Source organism: Cupriavidus necator (assembly GCF_013141915.1).
GTDB lineage: Bacteria > Pseudomonadota > Gammaproteobacteria > Burkholderiales > Burkholderiaceae > Cupriavidus > Cupriavidus necator_B.
Window position 1 is genome coordinate 298,904 of record NZ_SROX01000003.1, and the last position, 15,929, is coordinate 314,832.

The 15,929-nt window shown below is 63.0% G+C and carries 13 protein-coding genes; 10 read left to right on the forward strand and 3 right to left on the reverse strand.

Annotated features, from left to right (window positions below; all coding sequences use genetic code 11):
- Window positions 1–147: 147 nt before the first annotated feature.
- From E5S69_RS09245 to E5S69_RS09275, 7 genes are all read left to right on the forward strand, one after another.
- Window positions 148–1,266 carry a branched-chain amino acid ABC transporter substrate-binding protein gene (locus E5S69_RS09245; protein WP_058697502.1) on the forward strand — a complete coding sequence of 373 codons (1,119 nt, stop codon included), beginning with the start codon at window positions 148–150 and terminating at the stop codon, window positions 1,264–1,266.
- Between the two features lie 88 nt (window positions 1,267–1,354).
- Window positions 1,355–2,473 carry a branched-chain amino acid ABC transporter substrate-binding protein gene (locus E5S69_RS09250; RefSeq protein ID WP_058697503.1) on the forward strand — a complete coding sequence of 373 codons (1,119 nt, stop codon included), beginning with the start codon at window positions 1,355–1,357 and terminating at the stop codon, window positions 2,471–2,473.
- Between the two features lie 85 nt (window positions 2,474–2,558).
- Complete coding sequence (gene livH, locus E5S69_RS09255) at window positions 2,559–3,485, forward strand: high-affinity branched-chain amino acid ABC transporter permease LivH (protein WP_058697504.1); 927 nt, start codon at window positions 2,559–2,561, stop codon at window positions 3,483–3,485.
- 7 nt (window positions 3,486–3,492) lie between these two features.
- Entirely contained in the window at window positions 3,493–4,752 is a 1,260-nt protein-coding gene (locus E5S69_RS09260) for a high-affinity branched-chain amino acid ABC transporter permease LivM (protein ID WP_058697505.1), read from the forward strand.
- Window positions 4,749–5,528, forward strand: coding sequence for a high-affinity branched-chain amino acid ABC transporter ATP-binding protein LivG (gene livG, locus E5S69_RS09265; protein ID WP_058697506.1), 780 nt, complete (start codon window positions 4,749–4,751; stop codon window positions 5,526–5,528). Before E5S69_RS09260 ends, livG begins: the two co-directional genes overlap by 4 nt.
- A complete protein-coding gene (locus E5S69_RS09270; RefSeq protein ID WP_058697507.1) occupies window positions 5,528–6,229 on the forward strand; it encodes an ABC transporter ATP-binding protein in 702 nt (233 codons plus the stop codon). The genes livG and E5S69_RS09270 overlap by 1 nt, the downstream gene beginning before the upstream one ends.
- 172 nt (window positions 6,230–6,401) lie before the next feature.
- Window positions 6,402–7,499, forward strand: coding sequence for a branched-chain amino acid aminotransferase (locus tag E5S69_RS09275; RefSeq protein ID WP_058697508.1), 1,098 nt, complete (start codon window positions 6,402–6,404; stop codon window positions 7,497–7,499).
- Between the two features lie 59 nt (window positions 7,500–7,558).
- Here E5S69_RS09275 and E5S69_RS09280 read toward each other — a convergent pair whose 3' ends face one another.
- From E5S69_RS09280 to E5S69_RS09290, 3 genes are all read right to left on the reverse strand, one after another.
- Window positions 7,559–8,482 (reverse strand): LysR family transcriptional regulator, encoded by a 924-nt coding sequence (locus tag E5S69_RS09280; RefSeq protein ID WP_058697509.1) that lies wholly within the window; start codon window positions 8,480–8,482, stop codon window positions 7,559–7,561.
- A gap of 207 nt (window positions 8,483–8,689) precedes the next feature.
- Entirely contained in the window at window positions 8,690–9,100 is a 411-nt protein-coding gene (locus E5S69_RS09285) for an HIT family protein (protein WP_058697510.1), read from the reverse strand.
- Window positions 9,101–9,178: 78 nt separating this feature from the next.
- A complete protein-coding gene (locus tag E5S69_RS09290) occupies window positions 9,179–10,171 on the reverse strand; it encodes an NADPH:quinone oxidoreductase family protein (RefSeq protein ID WP_058697511.1) in 993 nt (330 codons plus the stop codon).
- A gap of 345 nt (window positions 10,172–10,516) precedes the next feature.
- On the opposite strand from E5S69_RS09290, the gene E5S69_RS09295 reads away from it, so the two are divergent.
- From E5S69_RS09295 to E5S69_RS09305, 3 genes are all read left to right on the forward strand, one after another.
- Complete coding sequence (locus E5S69_RS09295; protein WP_058697512.1) at window positions 10,517–11,857, forward strand: MFS transporter; 1,341 nt, start codon at window positions 10,517–10,519, stop codon at window positions 11,855–11,857.
- Between the two features lie 339 nt (window positions 11,858–12,196).
- Complete coding sequence (locus E5S69_RS09300) at window positions 12,197–14,227, forward strand: NADPH-dependent 2,4-dienoyl-CoA reductase (RefSeq protein ID WP_058697513.1); 2,031 nt, start codon at window positions 12,197–12,199, stop codon at window positions 14,225–14,227.
- A gap of 28 nt (window positions 14,228–14,255) precedes the next feature.
- Window positions 14,256–15,905 carry an AMP-binding protein gene (locus tag E5S69_RS09305; RefSeq protein WP_058697514.1) on the forward strand — a complete coding sequence of 550 codons (1,650 nt, stop codon included), beginning with the start codon at window positions 14,256–14,258 and terminating at the stop codon, window positions 15,903–15,905.
- Window positions 15,906–15,929 lie beyond the last annotated feature (24 nt).

Sequence of the window (15,929 nt, forward strand, 5' to 3'; positions counted from 1 at the left end):
CACCAGCCTTCGGCATGACGCGGTGCCCGAAACACCGGGCATTGCGTCATCGCCGGTTTCTCCGGTCAGGCCACGCAGGCCAGACCGACCTGCGTAGTTCTTTCCTCGAAATTCAGATCGATTCCGGACAACACCGGCATAGCAACCATGAAAACAACTCGCTCATTCCTTGCGATTCCGGCTGCGGCCGTGCTTGCATGCTTTGGCCCGTCCGCGCACGCGGAAACGGTGAAGATCGCTTTGGCTGGCCCCGTGAGCGGCCCCGTCGCGCAGTACGGAGACATGGCAAAGGCCGGTGTGTTGACGGCGGTCGAGCAGATCAATGCTGCAGGCGGCACCGGCGGGCGCAAGCTTGAGGTCGTCATGATGGACGATGCCTGCGAACCCAAGCAGGCCGTGGCGGTCGCCAACAAGATCGTCAGCCAGGGGATCCGGTTCGTGATCGGCCACCTCTGTTCGGGATCGACGATTCCCGCCTCGGAGATCTACGAGAACGAGGGCGTGGTGATGGTGACGCCTTCCGCGACCGCGCCGCAGCTGACCGAGGGCAAGAAGCGCAAGTTCATCTTCCGCACCATCGGTCGCGACGACCAGCAGGGCCCTGCGGCGGCCCGGTACGTCATTGCCCAGAAAGGCATCAAGGCGGTGGCCGTCCTGCACGACAAGCAATCCTACGGCCAGGGCATTGCCGCCACTGTGAAAAAGAACCTCGATGCGGCCAAGGTTCCCGTCGCATTGTTTGAAGGCATCAACGCGGGCGATACCGACTACTCGGCCATCATCACCAAGCTCAAGTCGCAGAAGATCGACTTTGTCTATTACGGCGGCTACCACCCGGAAATGGGACTGCTGCTGCGTCAGGCGCGCGAGCAAGGCATCAAGGCCGTCTTCATGGGGCCGGAAGGCGTTGGCAACAAGGACGTGACCGCGATTGCCGGTGCGGCTTCCGAGGGGATGCTGGTCACGCTGCCTGCGGATTTTTCGACCGACCCCGCCAATGCGGCCGTGGTGAAAGCCTTTGCAGACAAGAAGCGTGACATCAATGGTCCGTTCCAGCTGCCGTCCTATGCCGGCGTCAAGGTGCTTGCGGATGCCATTGCCGGCGCCAAGAGCACCGACCCCGCCAAAGTGGCTGCGTTCATGCACCAGAACAGTTTCCAGACGCCCATTGGCAAGGTCGAGTACGACGCCCAGGGTGACTTGAAGTCTTTCCGGTTCACCGTCTTCACCTGGCACAAGGACGCCACCAAGACGCCCGCCAACTGATTTTCCGCTGGGTCCGTCACGCTCCGGGAGGGCGGGGCGGGCCTCGGTGCTTTGCCCATCCCTACCTATTTCAACAATGGAGACTGCCATGAAATCCACGATTCGTCCTCATCGGCTTGCTGCGGCTGCCGTCCTCGCCGTCCTGGGGCTGTCCGCGCAAGCCCAGACCGTCAAGATCGCCATTGCTGGCGCCATGACGGGTTCGGTGGCCCAGTACGGCGACATGATGAAGGCAGGCGCCCTGACCGCCATCGAGCAGGTCAATGCCGCAGGTGGGGTGAATGGGAAGAAATTGGAGCCCGTCATCATGGACGACGCCTGTGAGCCCAAGCAGGCCGTGGCAGTCGCCAACAAGATCGTCAGCCAGGGCATCAAGTACGTCATCGGCCATGTGTGCTCCGGATCGACCATTCCCGCTTCGGAGATCTACGAGAACGAAGGCGTGCTCATGGTGACGCCGACGGCCACGGCGCCGCAGCTGACCGAGAGCAAGAAGCGCAAGCTCATCTTCCGAACGATCGGCCGGGACGATCAGCAGGGGCCCGTGGCCGCAGGCTACATCATCAATACGGTCAAGCCGAAAAAGGTGGCGGTGCTGCACGACAAGCAGTCCTACGGCCAAGGCATTGCCGCCACGGTCAAGAAGGAGCTGGATGCCGCCAAGGTGCCGGTGGTGTTCTACGAGGGCATCAATGCCGGCGAGCCCGACTATTCCGCCGTCATCACGAAGCTGAAGTCCCAGGGCATCGACTTCGTCTACTTCGGCGGCTACCACCCGGAGATCGGGCTCCTCATGCGCCAGTCGCGGGAGCAGGGCGTGAAAGCGGTCTTCATGGGGCCGGAGGCTGTGAGCAGCAAGGAGGTGACGGCCATCGCGGGCGCGGCTTCCGAGGGCATGCTGCTCACGCTGCCTGTTGATTTCTCTGCAGACCCCGCGAACGCCGGGCTCGTGAAGGCCTTTGCCGAGAAAAAGCGTGACGCGGGCGGCGCGTTCCAGATGCCGGCCTACGCTGCGGTCAAGATCATCGCCGATGCGATGTCCGGCTCCAAGAGCACGGACCCGGAAAAGGTCGCTGCCTTCATGCACCAGAACACTTTCCAGACCCCGATCGGCACGGTCCAGTACGACGCCCAGGGAGACCTCAAGTCGTTCAAGTTCGTGGTCTACACCTGGCACAAGGATGCCACCAAGACCGCTGCCAACTGATGCAGCACGTGGCTAGGCCGGCGTCCGGTTCAAGGATCGGATGCTGCCGGCCTGCTTTGAACGCTCTTGTTGCGAGGCATCCTGGATGAGCGACTTCCTTCCCCAATTCACCCAGCAACTGGTCAATGGCCTGACGCTGGGCTCTATCTATGCGCTGATCGCCATCGGCTACACCATGGTGTACGGGATCATCGGCATGATCAACTTCGCCCACGGCGAGATCTACATGATCGGTGCGTATCTCGGTCTGGTCACGCTCACCGCCATCGGGACGCAGGCGGGCTATCCGCTGCCGCTGGTGCTCGGCGCAGCGCTGCTGGTGTCGGTGGTGGTCACCGGCACGTACGGCTTTGTCGTCGAGCGCGTGGCTTACCGCCCCTTGCGGGGCGGGCCGAGGCTGGTGCCGCTGATCTCGGCGATTGGCATGTCCATCTTCCTGCAGAACTACATGCAGATCGCGCAAGGCGCGCGGGACGTTTCCGTGCCTGTGCTGGTGTCTGGCGCACTGGAGCTGGACATGGGCGGGGACTTCACCGTCACCGTGCCCTACGCACGCTTGCTCATCGTGGGCGTGACCGTGGCGCTGATGATCCTGCTGACGCTGTTCATCGCGCGTTCGCGCACGGGGCGCGCCTGCCGTGCCTGCGCCGAGGATATGCGCATGGCCAATCTGCTGGGCATCGACACCAACAAGGTGATCTCTTTCACCTTCGTGCTCGGGGCCATTCTCGCCGCCGTGGGCGGGGTGCTGATCGGGCTGACCATCGGCAAGCTCAACCCCTTCATCGGTTTCATCGCTGGCATCAAGGCCTTCACGGCCGCGGTGCTGGGCGGTATCGGCAGCATTCCCGGTGCCATGCTGGGCGGCATTGTGCTGGGGTTGGCGGAAACGTTCGCGACCGGCTACATGCCTGCGGAATACAAGGACGTGGTGGCATTCAGCCTGCTCGTTCTCGTATTGCTGTTCCGGCCGACCGGCCTGCTGGGCAAGCCGGATGTGGAGAAAGTGTGAGGACGACATGACACAAGCCATTGCAATGAAAGCGTCGCCGTTCCCCGCCGTCCTCAAGGACGCGGCGATCGCGGCCCTGTTGACCGCGGTGTTGACCATCCCGGCGCTTGGGCTCCAACTCAAGCTCGACGGGTACAAGATGGTCCTGGAGCCGCACTGGCGTCCCGTGTGGATTGCCGTGATCGTGGTGTTCCTGTTCCAGTTGTGCAAGCCGATGCTGGCAGGCGCGCGCGGCGTCGTGCGGCTGCCAGCCATTCCGATGCCGGGGCCGCATCAGCAGCGCGTGGCGATCTGGTTCTTGCTGCTGGCGGGGTTCGCGTGGTCGTTCTTCGGCTCGCGCGGGGCGCTCGACATCGCCACGCTGGCGCTGATCTACGTGATCTTGGGCCTGGGCCTGAACATCGTGGTGGGCTTCGCCGGGCTGCTCGATCTGGGCTACGTGGGCTTCTACGCCGTCGGCGGATACACCTATGCGTTGCTCAACCAGTATTTCGGATTGAGTTTCTGGGAGTGCCTCCCGATCGCGGCGGCGATGTCGGCCACATTCGGCTTCCTGCTCGGATTTCCGGTGCTGCGCCTGCGCGGCGACTATCTGGCCATCGTCACCTTGGGCTTTGGCGAGATCATCCGGCTGTTGCTGAATAATCTCACCAGCGTGACAGGCGGTCCCGATGGCATCTCGGGCATCCCCAAGCCGACGGCCTTCGGGTTCGAGATTGCGCGCGCCGCTAAGACGGCAGGCGCGCAGACCTTCCATGAACTGCTGGGCCTGACCTACAGAGGGGACCACATGGTGCTCTTCCTGTACTTGCTGGCGCTGTTGCTGGTGGGCTTCACGCTCTTCGTCACCAGCCGGTTGATCCGCATGCCGATGGGCCGGGCCTGGGAGGCGCTGCGCGAGGATGAGATCGCCTGCCGCTCGCTGGGCCTGAGCCCGACCCGCGTGAAGCTGTCGGCCTTCACGCTGGGCGCTTCCTTCGCGGGCATCGGCGGCGCCTTCTTCGCGGCACGCCAAGGGCTGGTCAATCCCGAGTCCTTCACCTTCATCGAGTCGGCGTTGATCCTCGCGGTCGTTGTGCTCGGCGGCATGGGCTCGCAGCTCGGCGTGGCGCTGGCGGCCATTCTGCTGACGGTGCTGCCGGAACTCACGCGCGAGTTTGCGGAGTACCGCATGCTGATCTTTGGCCTGGTGATGATCCTGATGATGATCTGGCGCCCCCAAGGGCTGCTGCCCACCAGCCGCCCCCATCTGGAGTTGCCGCGATGACTGCCATTGCATCTTCCGAATTGCTCACAGTCTCCGGCTTGCAGATGCGCTTTGGTGGCCTGATGGCGGTCAACGGCATCGACTTCCAGGTCCGCCGCAACGAGGTCTTCGCCATCATCGGGCCGAACGGTGCGGGCAAGACCACGGTGTTCAACTGCGTCGGCGGGTTCTACAAGCCGACCGGCGGGGACGTGATCCTGGATGGCCACCGCATCGCAGGGCTGCCCAGCCACCTCGTGGCACGCAAGGGCCTGGTGCGCACCTTCCAGAACATCCGCCTGTTCAAGCGTCTGACGGTCGTGGAAAACCTGATGGTCGCGCAGCATCTGCAGGTCAAGACGGGGCTGCTGCATGGGTTGCTGGCGACGCCCGCATACCGCCGCGCCGAGCGGGAGGCGCTGGTGCGTGCCGCGCAATGGCTGGATCGGATGGAGTTGACCGAGGTCGCCAATCGCGAGGCCGGGACGCTCTCCTACGGCCACCAGCGCCGCCTGGAAATCGCCCGCTGCATGATCACCAAACCCCGGCTGCTGTTGCTGGACGAGCCCGCGGCGGGCCTGAACCCGCAGGAAAAGCTCGAGCTCCAGCACCTGATCAAGCGGCTGCGCCACGAGTTCGGGATCTCCGTGCTGCTGATCGAACACGACATGGGGCTGGTCATGGGCGTCTCCGACCGCATTCTCGTGATGGAGCACGGGCGGCCAATCGTCACAGCCAGGCCCGAAGAGGTGCGGAACGACCCGCGCGTGATCAAGGCCTACCTGGGGGAGGAGTGATGCTAAAGCTGGAGAAAATCCACACCCACTATGGCGCCATCGAGGCACTTTCCGGGGTATCGATCGAGGTCAAGAAGGGGGAGATCGTCACCCTGATCGGCAGCAATGGCGCGGGCAAGACGACGCTGATGATGACGGTGTGCGGTTCCCCGCGCGCCAGCAGCGGGCGCGTGCTGTTCGAGGGGCGGGACATTACCAACCGCAACACCCACGACATCATGCGCATGGGCATGGCGATCTCGCCGGAGGGCAGGCGGGTGTTTCCCAGTCTGACCGTGGTGGACAACCTGAAGATGGGCGGCTTCTTCGCCGATCGCCATGAAATCGAGGCCGGGATCGAGCATGTGTTCAAGCTCTTTCCGCGGCTGCGCGAGCGTTCGGCTCAGCGCGCCGGAACGATGTCAGGCGGCGAGCAGCAGATGCTGGCGATCGGCCGCGCCCTGATGAGCCGTCCACGTCTGCTGCTGCTGGACGAACCCACGTTGGGTCTGGCGCCGCTGGTCATTGCGCAGATCTTCGACATCATCCGCACGATCCGGGAAGAAGGGGTCACGGTCTTTCTGGTCGAGCAGAACGCCAACAAGGCACTGCAAGTGGCCGATCGGGGCTACGTGCTGGAAACCGGGCGCGTCGTTCTCGCTGACACCGGCAGGAATCTGCTCACCAATGACCGCATTAAGCAAGCCTATCTGGGTGGATAGGGGCGGCACCCTGGGTGGCAATGCTTTGGCACGGGATTCTCTGAAAGGCCGAATGGGCGTCCTCCAATGCCAATGGCCGCGGCCTCGGCTTGCCACTTCGCCATCCAGTGCCACGAAGAGTTGGTCAGGATTTTCTGACCGTTGAGTTTGGGGTTTACACAAGGAGTAAAAAATGGGCAACGATGCCGATTTGAAGGTTTCGATCGAGAGAAGTCTGTCGCCGACTGCGCCAGAGGTGCGCGCGAAGCTGCTGGAGAATCCGGCGTTCGGGCGCCAGTTCAGCGATCACATGGCGACCGCTCGGTACTCGGCGGAACGCGGCTGGCACGACGCCAAGATTGAGCCGCGCGGTGGCTTCAACTTCGATCCGGCGTCGCTGGTCTTTCACTACGCTCAGGAAATCTTCGAGGGCATGAAGGCCTATCGCCAGCCAGACGGTAGCGTGGCGCTGTTCCGCCCCGACGCCAATGCCCGCCGCTTTCGCAATTCCGCGAACCGGCTGGCGATGGCGCCGCTGCCGGAATCCCTGTTCCTGGAGTCCGTGCGGGAACTGGTGCGTATCGACCGCGACTGGATCCCGGCGGCGGATGGCGCGGCACTCTATCTGCGGCCTTTCATGATCGCCACCGAGGTGTTGGTGGGCATGAAGCCTTCGGCCGAGTATCTGTATTGCGCCATCGCGTCGCCTGTGGGCTCCTACTTCAAGGCGGGCTCATCTGCCGTGACGGTATGGGTTTCCGAGGACTTCACCCGTGCCGGGCCCGGCGGAACCGGCGATGCCAAATGCGGCGGCAACTATGCCGCGAGCCTGGCCGCGCAGGCGGAAGCGGCCCGCCAGGGCTGCGACCAGGTGGTGTTCCTCGATGCCGTCGATCGGTGCTGGGTGGAGGAGCTGGGCGCGATGAATATCTTCTTTGTCTTCAACGACGGATCGATCCAGACTCCGCCCCTGACCGGCACGATCCTGCCCGGCATCACGCGCGAGTCCTTGATGGTGCTGGCGGGCGACATGGGAATGACCGTGCGTGAAGAGCCCTATGCCATTGACCAGTGGCAGGCAGATGCCCAAAGCGGCCGCCTGACCGAAGCGTTTGCCTGCGGCACGGCTGCCGTGGTGACGCCGATCGGCACCGTGAAAGGACGCCAGCACAACTTCACGGTTGGCGACGGTGATGTGGGGCCGGTGGCGAGCCGCTTGAAATCGGCCCTGCTCGATATCCAGCAGGGGCGTGCTCCCGACACGCATGGCTGGATGGAACGGATCGGCTGAAGCACTCCGCCCGCAGGTCTGCCAAACCCGCGGGCTTCTTCCTGTCTTCATCCTTGCGGCTAGCCCTTGGAAAAGAGCTCCATGATCGAATCGCGCAGCCATTGGATTCCTGCATCGCTGCGGCTTCTCTCATGCCAGTGAACGCGGATGTCGAAGGTGGGCAGTTGGAGCGGTGTAGGGGTCACGTGGAATCTGTCGAGGTGTTGAATGATGGACAGGCCGCCTTCGGGCAGCGTCAGCAAGTAGTCGCTCTTGGTCAGCAGGCTTTCGGCTGCCAGGTAGTGCGGCACACTCAATCCGATACGGCGGAACACCCCTTTGGAGCGGAGCACGCCCTCCACCAGGGCATGCCCGCTGCTCGCCGCATCGATGACCAGGTGCTCTGCCTCGGCGAACTTGGCCAGATCAAGCTTGCGCTGCGCCATGTGGTGCTCGCGGCGCATGATGGTGAAGAACCGGTCCTTGCGCACGGTGCGGGCATGCACTCTGCCCTTGATCATGGGTAGTGAACCCATGGCGATGTCGACAGCTCCCGAGGCCAGTCCGTTCTCGACTTCCTCCCACCGAAGCGACTGAATGGCAAGGCGAACACCCGGTGCCTTGCGATTGAGGTGCCCGTGGAGTTCCGGGAGAAACACCAGTTGGCCGATGTCGGACATATGGAGCTTGAAGACCCGCGTCGATCTTGCGGGGTCGAAACCCGTCGGCTGGACGAGCGCCTGTCTCAGGCCTTCAAGAAGCGGCTGGATCCTTTTGTACAGGGCGAGGGCTGTATCGGTCGGGGCCACCCCATAGCGAGACCGCACGAAAAGCGGGTCTCCCACCACGTCGCGCCAGCGCCGCACCATGAGTGAAACGGCGGACTGGCTCATGTCCAGCCGCAGGGCGACCTGGCTCAGATTTCGGGACTCGCAGATGAGGCAGAAAGCATGCAACTCACCCAGCGACCAGTTGTAGGGGCTCGATGGATCCGCTACGGCCATGTTGTCCTCGCTGGCTTTGGTCTTGCCCGGCTCAACCGGCAGCGGCCAAGAATGCCTTGCCGAAACCTGGCCGAGGCATCAACAAAGGTGGTTTCCGATGACGGCATAGGCGATCAATTCAAAAATCATCCTCGGTGCGGCATGGCTCACGGTGTTCGACTTGCCTTGCGTCGGAACATCCGCGATGGGGTTTGCGGCTGCTTGGCGCTATACAAAGCCAGTCAGCCGGGAGGCCAATGACTGCAGTTCTGTCAACGACGGCTCCTTGCGTGGCCATCCCAATGTCACGCCATCACCGTGCTGGCGCGGCAGCACGTGCAGATGCACATGCGGAACCGTCTGCCAACCTGCTGGCTTGTTCGTCTGCAGCACGGTGATGCCGTCCGGATGGAAGGCAGCTTCGACGGCGCGGGCGATGCGTGTTGCCGTCCGGAACAGCGCGCCAGCTGTCTCGTCGTCGAGATCGAGAATTGTCTCGACCTGCGCCTTGGTGGCCACAATCACATGGCCGGGGTTGACCTGGCCTGCGTCCATGAAAGCGATCGTTAAATCGTCTTCATAGACGATGGCAGCGGGAATCTCGCGCTGAATGATGCGGGTAAAAATCGTGGCACCCATATATGTTCCTGCATGAATGTTGTGCCAGACGGCTGTCGGCGAGGGCCGTGTGTCCGGCTTGCTTTGAGGGGAACCGTCCTATCGGATGGTGAGGACGAGCTTCCCGATCACCCCTCTTGACGCGAGCCGGGCCGCTGCGTCAGCGAAGGATTCGAGAGGGAACGTTTGCATGACGCGCGGGCGCACGAACCCCTGCTGGTAGAGTTGGTTGAGCTTCGCCTGGGCCTCTGCGACGAGCTCGGGCGAGTGCATCGGATAGTCCGTCCACTGCATGCCGGCGACGGAGATGTTCTTGAGCAGCAGGTAGGAGCCCTTGATCACCGGAATCTTGCCGGCGGCAAATCCGATGATCACGGCCCGGCCGCGCCGAGCGAGCTGTCGAATGCACGCATCGAACACGTCGCCACCCACGGGGTCCAGAAATACGTCGGCACCTTTGCCGTCTGTAGCGCGATGCACTTGTGCGCGAACGGACTCGGGAAGGTTGGGGACGGACAGGTCGATCACCTCGTCGGCTCCGGATTGGCGCACCGCTTCCGCCTGGGCTTCCGAAGTCACGCCTGCGAGGACTTTGGCACCAAGCCCCTTGGCGATCTGCACGGCGGCCAGGCCGACGCCTCCGGCGGCGCCACTGATCAGTACGGTCTCGCCTTTGCGGAAGCCGCCGCGATCAGTGAGCGCAAAGAACGCCGTCTGGTACACGAGGCCCATCGCAGCCGCATCGACGAAGGGCATTTCGGTCGGAATCTTGTGCGCGCTCGCCTGCGGAACGGACAGACGACTTGCAAAGCAGCCGTTTTCCACCTGCGCCACGACGTGGTCCCCGCTCTTGAGTGAGCTCACGTTCGCACCGACCGCCTCCACGATCCCCGCCGCATCCTTCCCAGGGATGAAGGGCGGCTCAGGCAGGACTTGGTATTTCCCGCTCATCACCAGGAGATCGGGGAAGTTGATCGACGCGGCCTTGACGCTGATCAGGACGTCGTCGGGGCCGACAACTGGGTCGGTCACCTCTTCGACGCGATGGATGCGAGGGTCTTCGCTGAATTGACGGATGACTACGGCTTTCATGCTGATCGGACGAGGTAGGGGTGGCGGGTGCGCGCTTCAAACCCAACGGTTGTAGCTACCCCGTTCCGCTGACAATGGGGCGCGCGTCTACGTCATTATGTATGCATCATTGCATATCTCATAACAATATTTCCAAAAAACTAGTGTAAACCCCTGTTTTGTCGCTGCATATACATCAAGATATTGATGTATATGATAAGTTCTGCGAAGATGCCGCCGTCGTGAAAACGATGGGCCGCGTGCAGGTCTGTTCAGGCCGCTTGTGTCTCGCATGAGAGTGCCTGCGCAGTGGGTCCCTGGCCGTGGTTCCGATGCATTCATACCGAAATGAAGGAGACGAGACCGATGCGAGAGATCAACGTTCACGAACTAGCCGACAAGGCCAAGTTCAACCGCTTCCACGCCAAGGTGCTGGCCTGGTGCTTTCTGGTCATCATCCTTGACGGCTACGACTTGGCGGTCGCTGGAGCGGCGCTTCCAGCCATCATGAAAGAGATGGGCGTGCAGGCTGCGACCGCCGGATTTATGGCCAGCTCGGCGCTGTTTGGGATGATGTTCGGCGCCATCTTCCTGGGCGCATTGGCCGACAAGATCGGGCGTCGCTGGACGATCTCGCTGTGCGTCTTTCTCTTCAGCGTGTTCACTGCGGCAGCGGGCTTGACCAAGGACCCTGTCACGTTCAGCATTGCGCGCTTCATCGCCGGGCTGGGCATTGGCGGTGTGATGCCGAACATCACCGCACAGATGACGGAGTACGCCCCGAAGCGGATCCGCAGCTTCCTGACGACCGTCATGTTCTCCGGCTACGCCATCGGCGGAATCCTGGCCGCAGTGCTGGGCAAGCAGTTCATCGCGCAGTTCGGCTGGCAGATTGTCTTTTTCGCTGCCGGCGCTCCGGTGCTGTTGATTCCCTTCATCCTGAAGTCGATGCCGGAATCGCTGTCGTTTCTGGTGTCCCGGCGCGACAGCGGGCAGCTGCGTCAGCTTGTCCAGTCCATCGACCCGGCGTTCAAGGTCGGCACGAACGACACGTTCCGCCCGCCTCAGGCGGCTCATTCGGAATCGGGCGTGACGGTGGCGCAGCTGTTTCAGGATGGCCGGGGGCTGAGCACGGTGATGTTCTGGGTGGCCTTCTTCACCGGCTTGTTCATGATCTACGCGCTCAGTACCTGGCTGACGAAGCTGATGGCCATGTCGGGCTACAGCCTGGGTTCCGCGTTGAGTTTCGTCATCGCACTCAATGTGGGGGCGGTGATTGGCTCGATCGGCGGCGGCTGGCTCGCGGACCGGTTCCACATCAAGTGGGTGGTCGTCTGCATGTACGCGCTTGGGGGCGTTTTCCTGTACATGATGACGCTCAAGACCTCGACCGAGGTGCTCTATTTCATCATCGCTGCCGTCGGTGCCTGCTCCACGGGCGCGCAAATCGTCGTCTATGCCTACAGCGGCCAGTACTACCCGTCGGACATCCGCTCGACCGGGATCGGCATGGCGTCGGGCATCGGGCGCCTTGGCGCGATCGCGGCTCCCTTGCTGATCGGGCTGATCGTGTCGCTGCAACTTCCGCTTGAGCAGAACTTCCTGGTCATTGGTGCCGCAGGCGTCCTGGGAGCCGCTGCGCTCGCATGCATCAACCATGGCCGATCGGCGTCAGAACTGACCCTCAAAACGGGTACCGCCGTGTGAGTGCGCCAACGGCTGGGCCTTGGCGGCCCAGCCGTTGGCTGCGCTATTGCGCTTCGAGTCCCGCCTTGCCCTGAGCCGGATCCCGAACGGCACAGCCGGGGGGGCAAGGGATCCCTTGCGAACCCCGCATGTCCCGGATGCCGCGCAGCGCCGGCGCTGCCGCTGGAGATCTCACTCGCACACCTATTTGTGTAGTGATATTGATCTTTTGTGATGACTAATGACCGCAAAAGTAGGTATAAACCCCAGATCATTGAAATAATATACATCATGATCTTGACGTAAATGGGCGAACCCGAGATCATTGAGACCACCCTAGGCCCACCACGAGAGACAAGCATGCCCGCTTATCCACACCTCCTCAGCCCCCTGCGCGTCGCTGGGGTAGATCTGCCGAACCGCATGGTGATGGGCGCGATGCATACGCGCCTGGAAACGCTGGATCGTCCCCACGAAAGACTGGCTGCCTTCTACGCAGCCCGCGCCGCGGGTGAGATCGGCCTCATCCTCACCGGTGGCTACTCTCCCGTGCCCGAAGGGGTGATGGACGAAGGCGGTTTGGTGCTGGACAAGCCCGAGCAGCTGGACGAGCACCGCGTCATCACATCGGCGGTGAACGAGGCCGGTGGCCACATCGTCCTGCAGATTCTTCACGCGGGCCGCTATGCCAAGGTGCCCACCTGCGTCGCACCTTCGGCCGGCAAGGCGCGGATCAACGTTCATCCACCGCGTCCGCTGACGACCGCGGAGGTCTGGACAACCGTCGAGAGCTTTGCTCACACATCGGCGCTGGCGGAGCAGGCCGGATATGCAGGCATCGAGATCATGGGTTCCGAGGGCTACCTGATCAATGAGTTCACGGCAGCGTTGACCAACCAGCGCGACGACGAGTTCGGCGGGGACTTCGAGCGTCGGATCCGCTTCCCGCTCGAAATCGTCAAGGCCGTGCGGGCGCGGGTCTCCCCGCAGTTCATGGTCATCTATCGCATCTCGTCCATCGACCTGATGGACGGGGGCATGACCGGCGAGGAAGTTGCCGAATTTGCCCGCCGTGTCGAGGCTGCGGGCGCGGACATGATCAACACCGGCATTGGCTGGCATGAGTCGTCCGTGCCGACGATGGCGGCCCCGGTGCCGCGTGCTGCCTGGATCGACGCGATCCGCAACGTCAAGCGCGCGGTTGGCATTCCGGTCATGGCGTCCAACCGCATCAACGCGCCCGATGTGGCCGAGGAGATCATTGCCTCCGGCGCGGCGGATCTGGTTTCGATGGCCCGCCCGTTGCTGGCCGACCCTGAGTTCGCCCGCAAGACGCGCGAAGACCGTGCCGACGAAATCAACACCTGCATTGCCTGCAACCAGGCCTGTCTGGATCGCATCTTCACTGACCGCGTGGCGACTTGCCTGGTCAACCCCAGAGCGGGGCGCGAGATCGAGTTCGACAACAGCAAGACCGCCACTCCCAAGCATTTCGCCGTTGTCGGCGGTGGGCCCGCGGGCATGGCGTTCGCGATCAACGCCGCCCAGCGCGGACATCGGGTCACGCTGTTCGAGGCGGGCGACCAGTTGGGCGGCCAACTGAACATGGCCCGCAAGGTGCCCGGCAAGAACGAGTTCAACGAGATGTTGCGGTACTTCCGGGTCACGCTGGAACGCTTGCAGGTGGCCGTGCATCTGCAAACGCGTGTCGAGGCCGGAGATCTGGCCGGGCGTGTGCGCTCGGGAGAGTTCGACGAGGTGGTGATTGCGACCGGCGTGGTGCCGAGGGAGCCCGATATCCGCGGGCTCGATCACTCGAAGGTGGTCAGCTACCTGGATGTGCTGGCCAACGGCGCGCCGGTGGGCAACAAGGTAGCCATCATCGGCGCGGGCGGCATTGGCTTTGACGTGGCCGAGTACCTGGTCGGCAATGCCGAGGAGTCGCTCAAGCCACAGGTGTTCATGGATGCCTGGGGGGTGGATACGGGTATCCGCAGCGCGGGAGGCCTCAAGGCGCCTGCGCAGCACGCGACTGAGCGCGTCATCCACATGTTCCAGCGCAAGCCCGAATCACTGGGCAAGAACCTGGGCAAGTCCACGGGCTGGATTCTCAAGGCCAAGCTGCGCAAGGCCGATGTGGCCATGACTGCCGGTGCGAGCTACCGGGCGGTCGACGATCAGGGCCTGCACTACAGCGTGAATGGCGAGGCTCGCGTCTTGGACGCGGACACCGTCATTCTCTGCGCGGGACAGCTGTCGAACCGGGCGCTGTTCGATGGCTTGGCCAAGCGGGGTGTCAAGGCCCACGTGATCGGCGGAGCGGATGTCGCGGCTGAGTTGGACGCATTGCGCGCCATCGACCAGGCAACGCGCTTGGCGGTTTCGTTCTGATCTTCACCAGTCCCACCCGGAGAAAAGCATGACGAACAAGTTCAAGCAAGACCTCGATAAGAATCCCGGCAACTACCGGCCGCTGACCCCGCTGGGGTTTCTCGACCGTGCGGCGGATGTCTATCCAGACCGCATCGCCGTCATCCACGGCGAGCGGCGCTATACCTGGGCCGCGTATGCCGAGCGCTGCCGCAGCCTGGCGCGTGCCCTGATCGGTGCGGGCATTGAGCGCGGCGACACGGTCGCCATCCTCGCGGCCAATATCCCGGAGATGCTGGAGGCGCAATTTGGCGTGCCGATGGCGGGCGCGGTCGTCAACTCCATCAATATCCGCCTGGATGCGGCAGCGATCGCCTTCATCCTGCAGCACTCGGAGACCCGTTTGCTGTTGGTGGATCAGCAGTTTGCAGATGTGGCGCGTGCGGCGGTGAAGCTTTCCGGCATGCAGATGGATGTCGTGGACATCCGTGGCAGCGACGTCCCCGATGCCGAGCCGGTCGGCGTGATCGACTACGAGAGCTTCTTGGCTAATGCGCCGGCTGATGCGCAGCTGCGGTACCCCGAGGACGAGTGGGATGCCGTCGCGTTGAACTACACCTCGGGAACCACGGGCAATCCGAAGGGGGTGGTCTACCACCACCGCGCGGCCTATCTCAATGCCCTGGGCACCGCCATCTATGCGCGGCTGAACATCGGAACGCCGGTCTATCTGTGGACCTTGCCCTTGTTCCATTGCAACGGCTGGTGCTATGCCTGGGCCATGGCAGCCGTGGGCGGCACGAACGTGTGCTTGCGCAAGGTTGTCGCCGAAGACATCTACGAAGCCATCGGCCGACATGGCGTGACGCATTTCTGTGGTGCGCCGGCGGTGCTGAGTTCGCTGGTGGCTGGCAAGCCGCAGAACTGGAGCAATCCAAGCTCACCCATTCTGGTTGCTTGCGCCGGTGCCTCGCCGCCGGTGTCAGTGATCGCGCAAACCGAGGCGCTGGGTTTCGAGGTGCTGCATGTATATGGCATGACCGAACAGCACGGCGTCAACACGGTGTGCGTGACCCAGGATTCCTGGGCCGCCATGGCGCCGGAGGAGAGGTCGCGCCACATGGGCCGCCAGGGCGTGCGCACGGCCGTGGCGGGAGACATGATCGTGGCCAATCCCCATACCCTCCAGCCGGTGTCGCGGGACGGCAAGACGATTGGCGAGGTGTTGTTCCGCGGGAACCTGGGCATGAAGGGCTACCTCAAGAATCCCGAGGCCACACGCGAGGCCTTCCAGGGCGGCTGGATGCACAGCGGTGACCTGGCCGTGGTGCACGAGGACGGCTACATCGAGATCAAGGACCGCTCCAAGGACATCATCATCTCCGGTGGCGAGAACGTCTCGTCCATCGAGGTCGAAGAAGTGCTGTTCACGCATCCGGCGGTGTTCCAGGTCGCAGTGGTCGCTGTGCCTGATGCGAAGTGGGGTGAAGTGCCCTGTGCTGTGCTGGAACTGCATCCGCAGTACGTAGGCACGCTGACGCAGGAGGAGGTCATCCAGTTCTGCCGCTCCAGGCTTCCGGGCTTCAAGACACCCAAGCACGTGATCTTCGAGCCGATCGTGCGCACCGCGACCGGCAAGCTCCAGAAATTCAAGCTGCGCGACCATGTCGCTCAGGTCATCGCCAACCGCAACTACTGACTCGTTTTACTACAGGAGAGCATT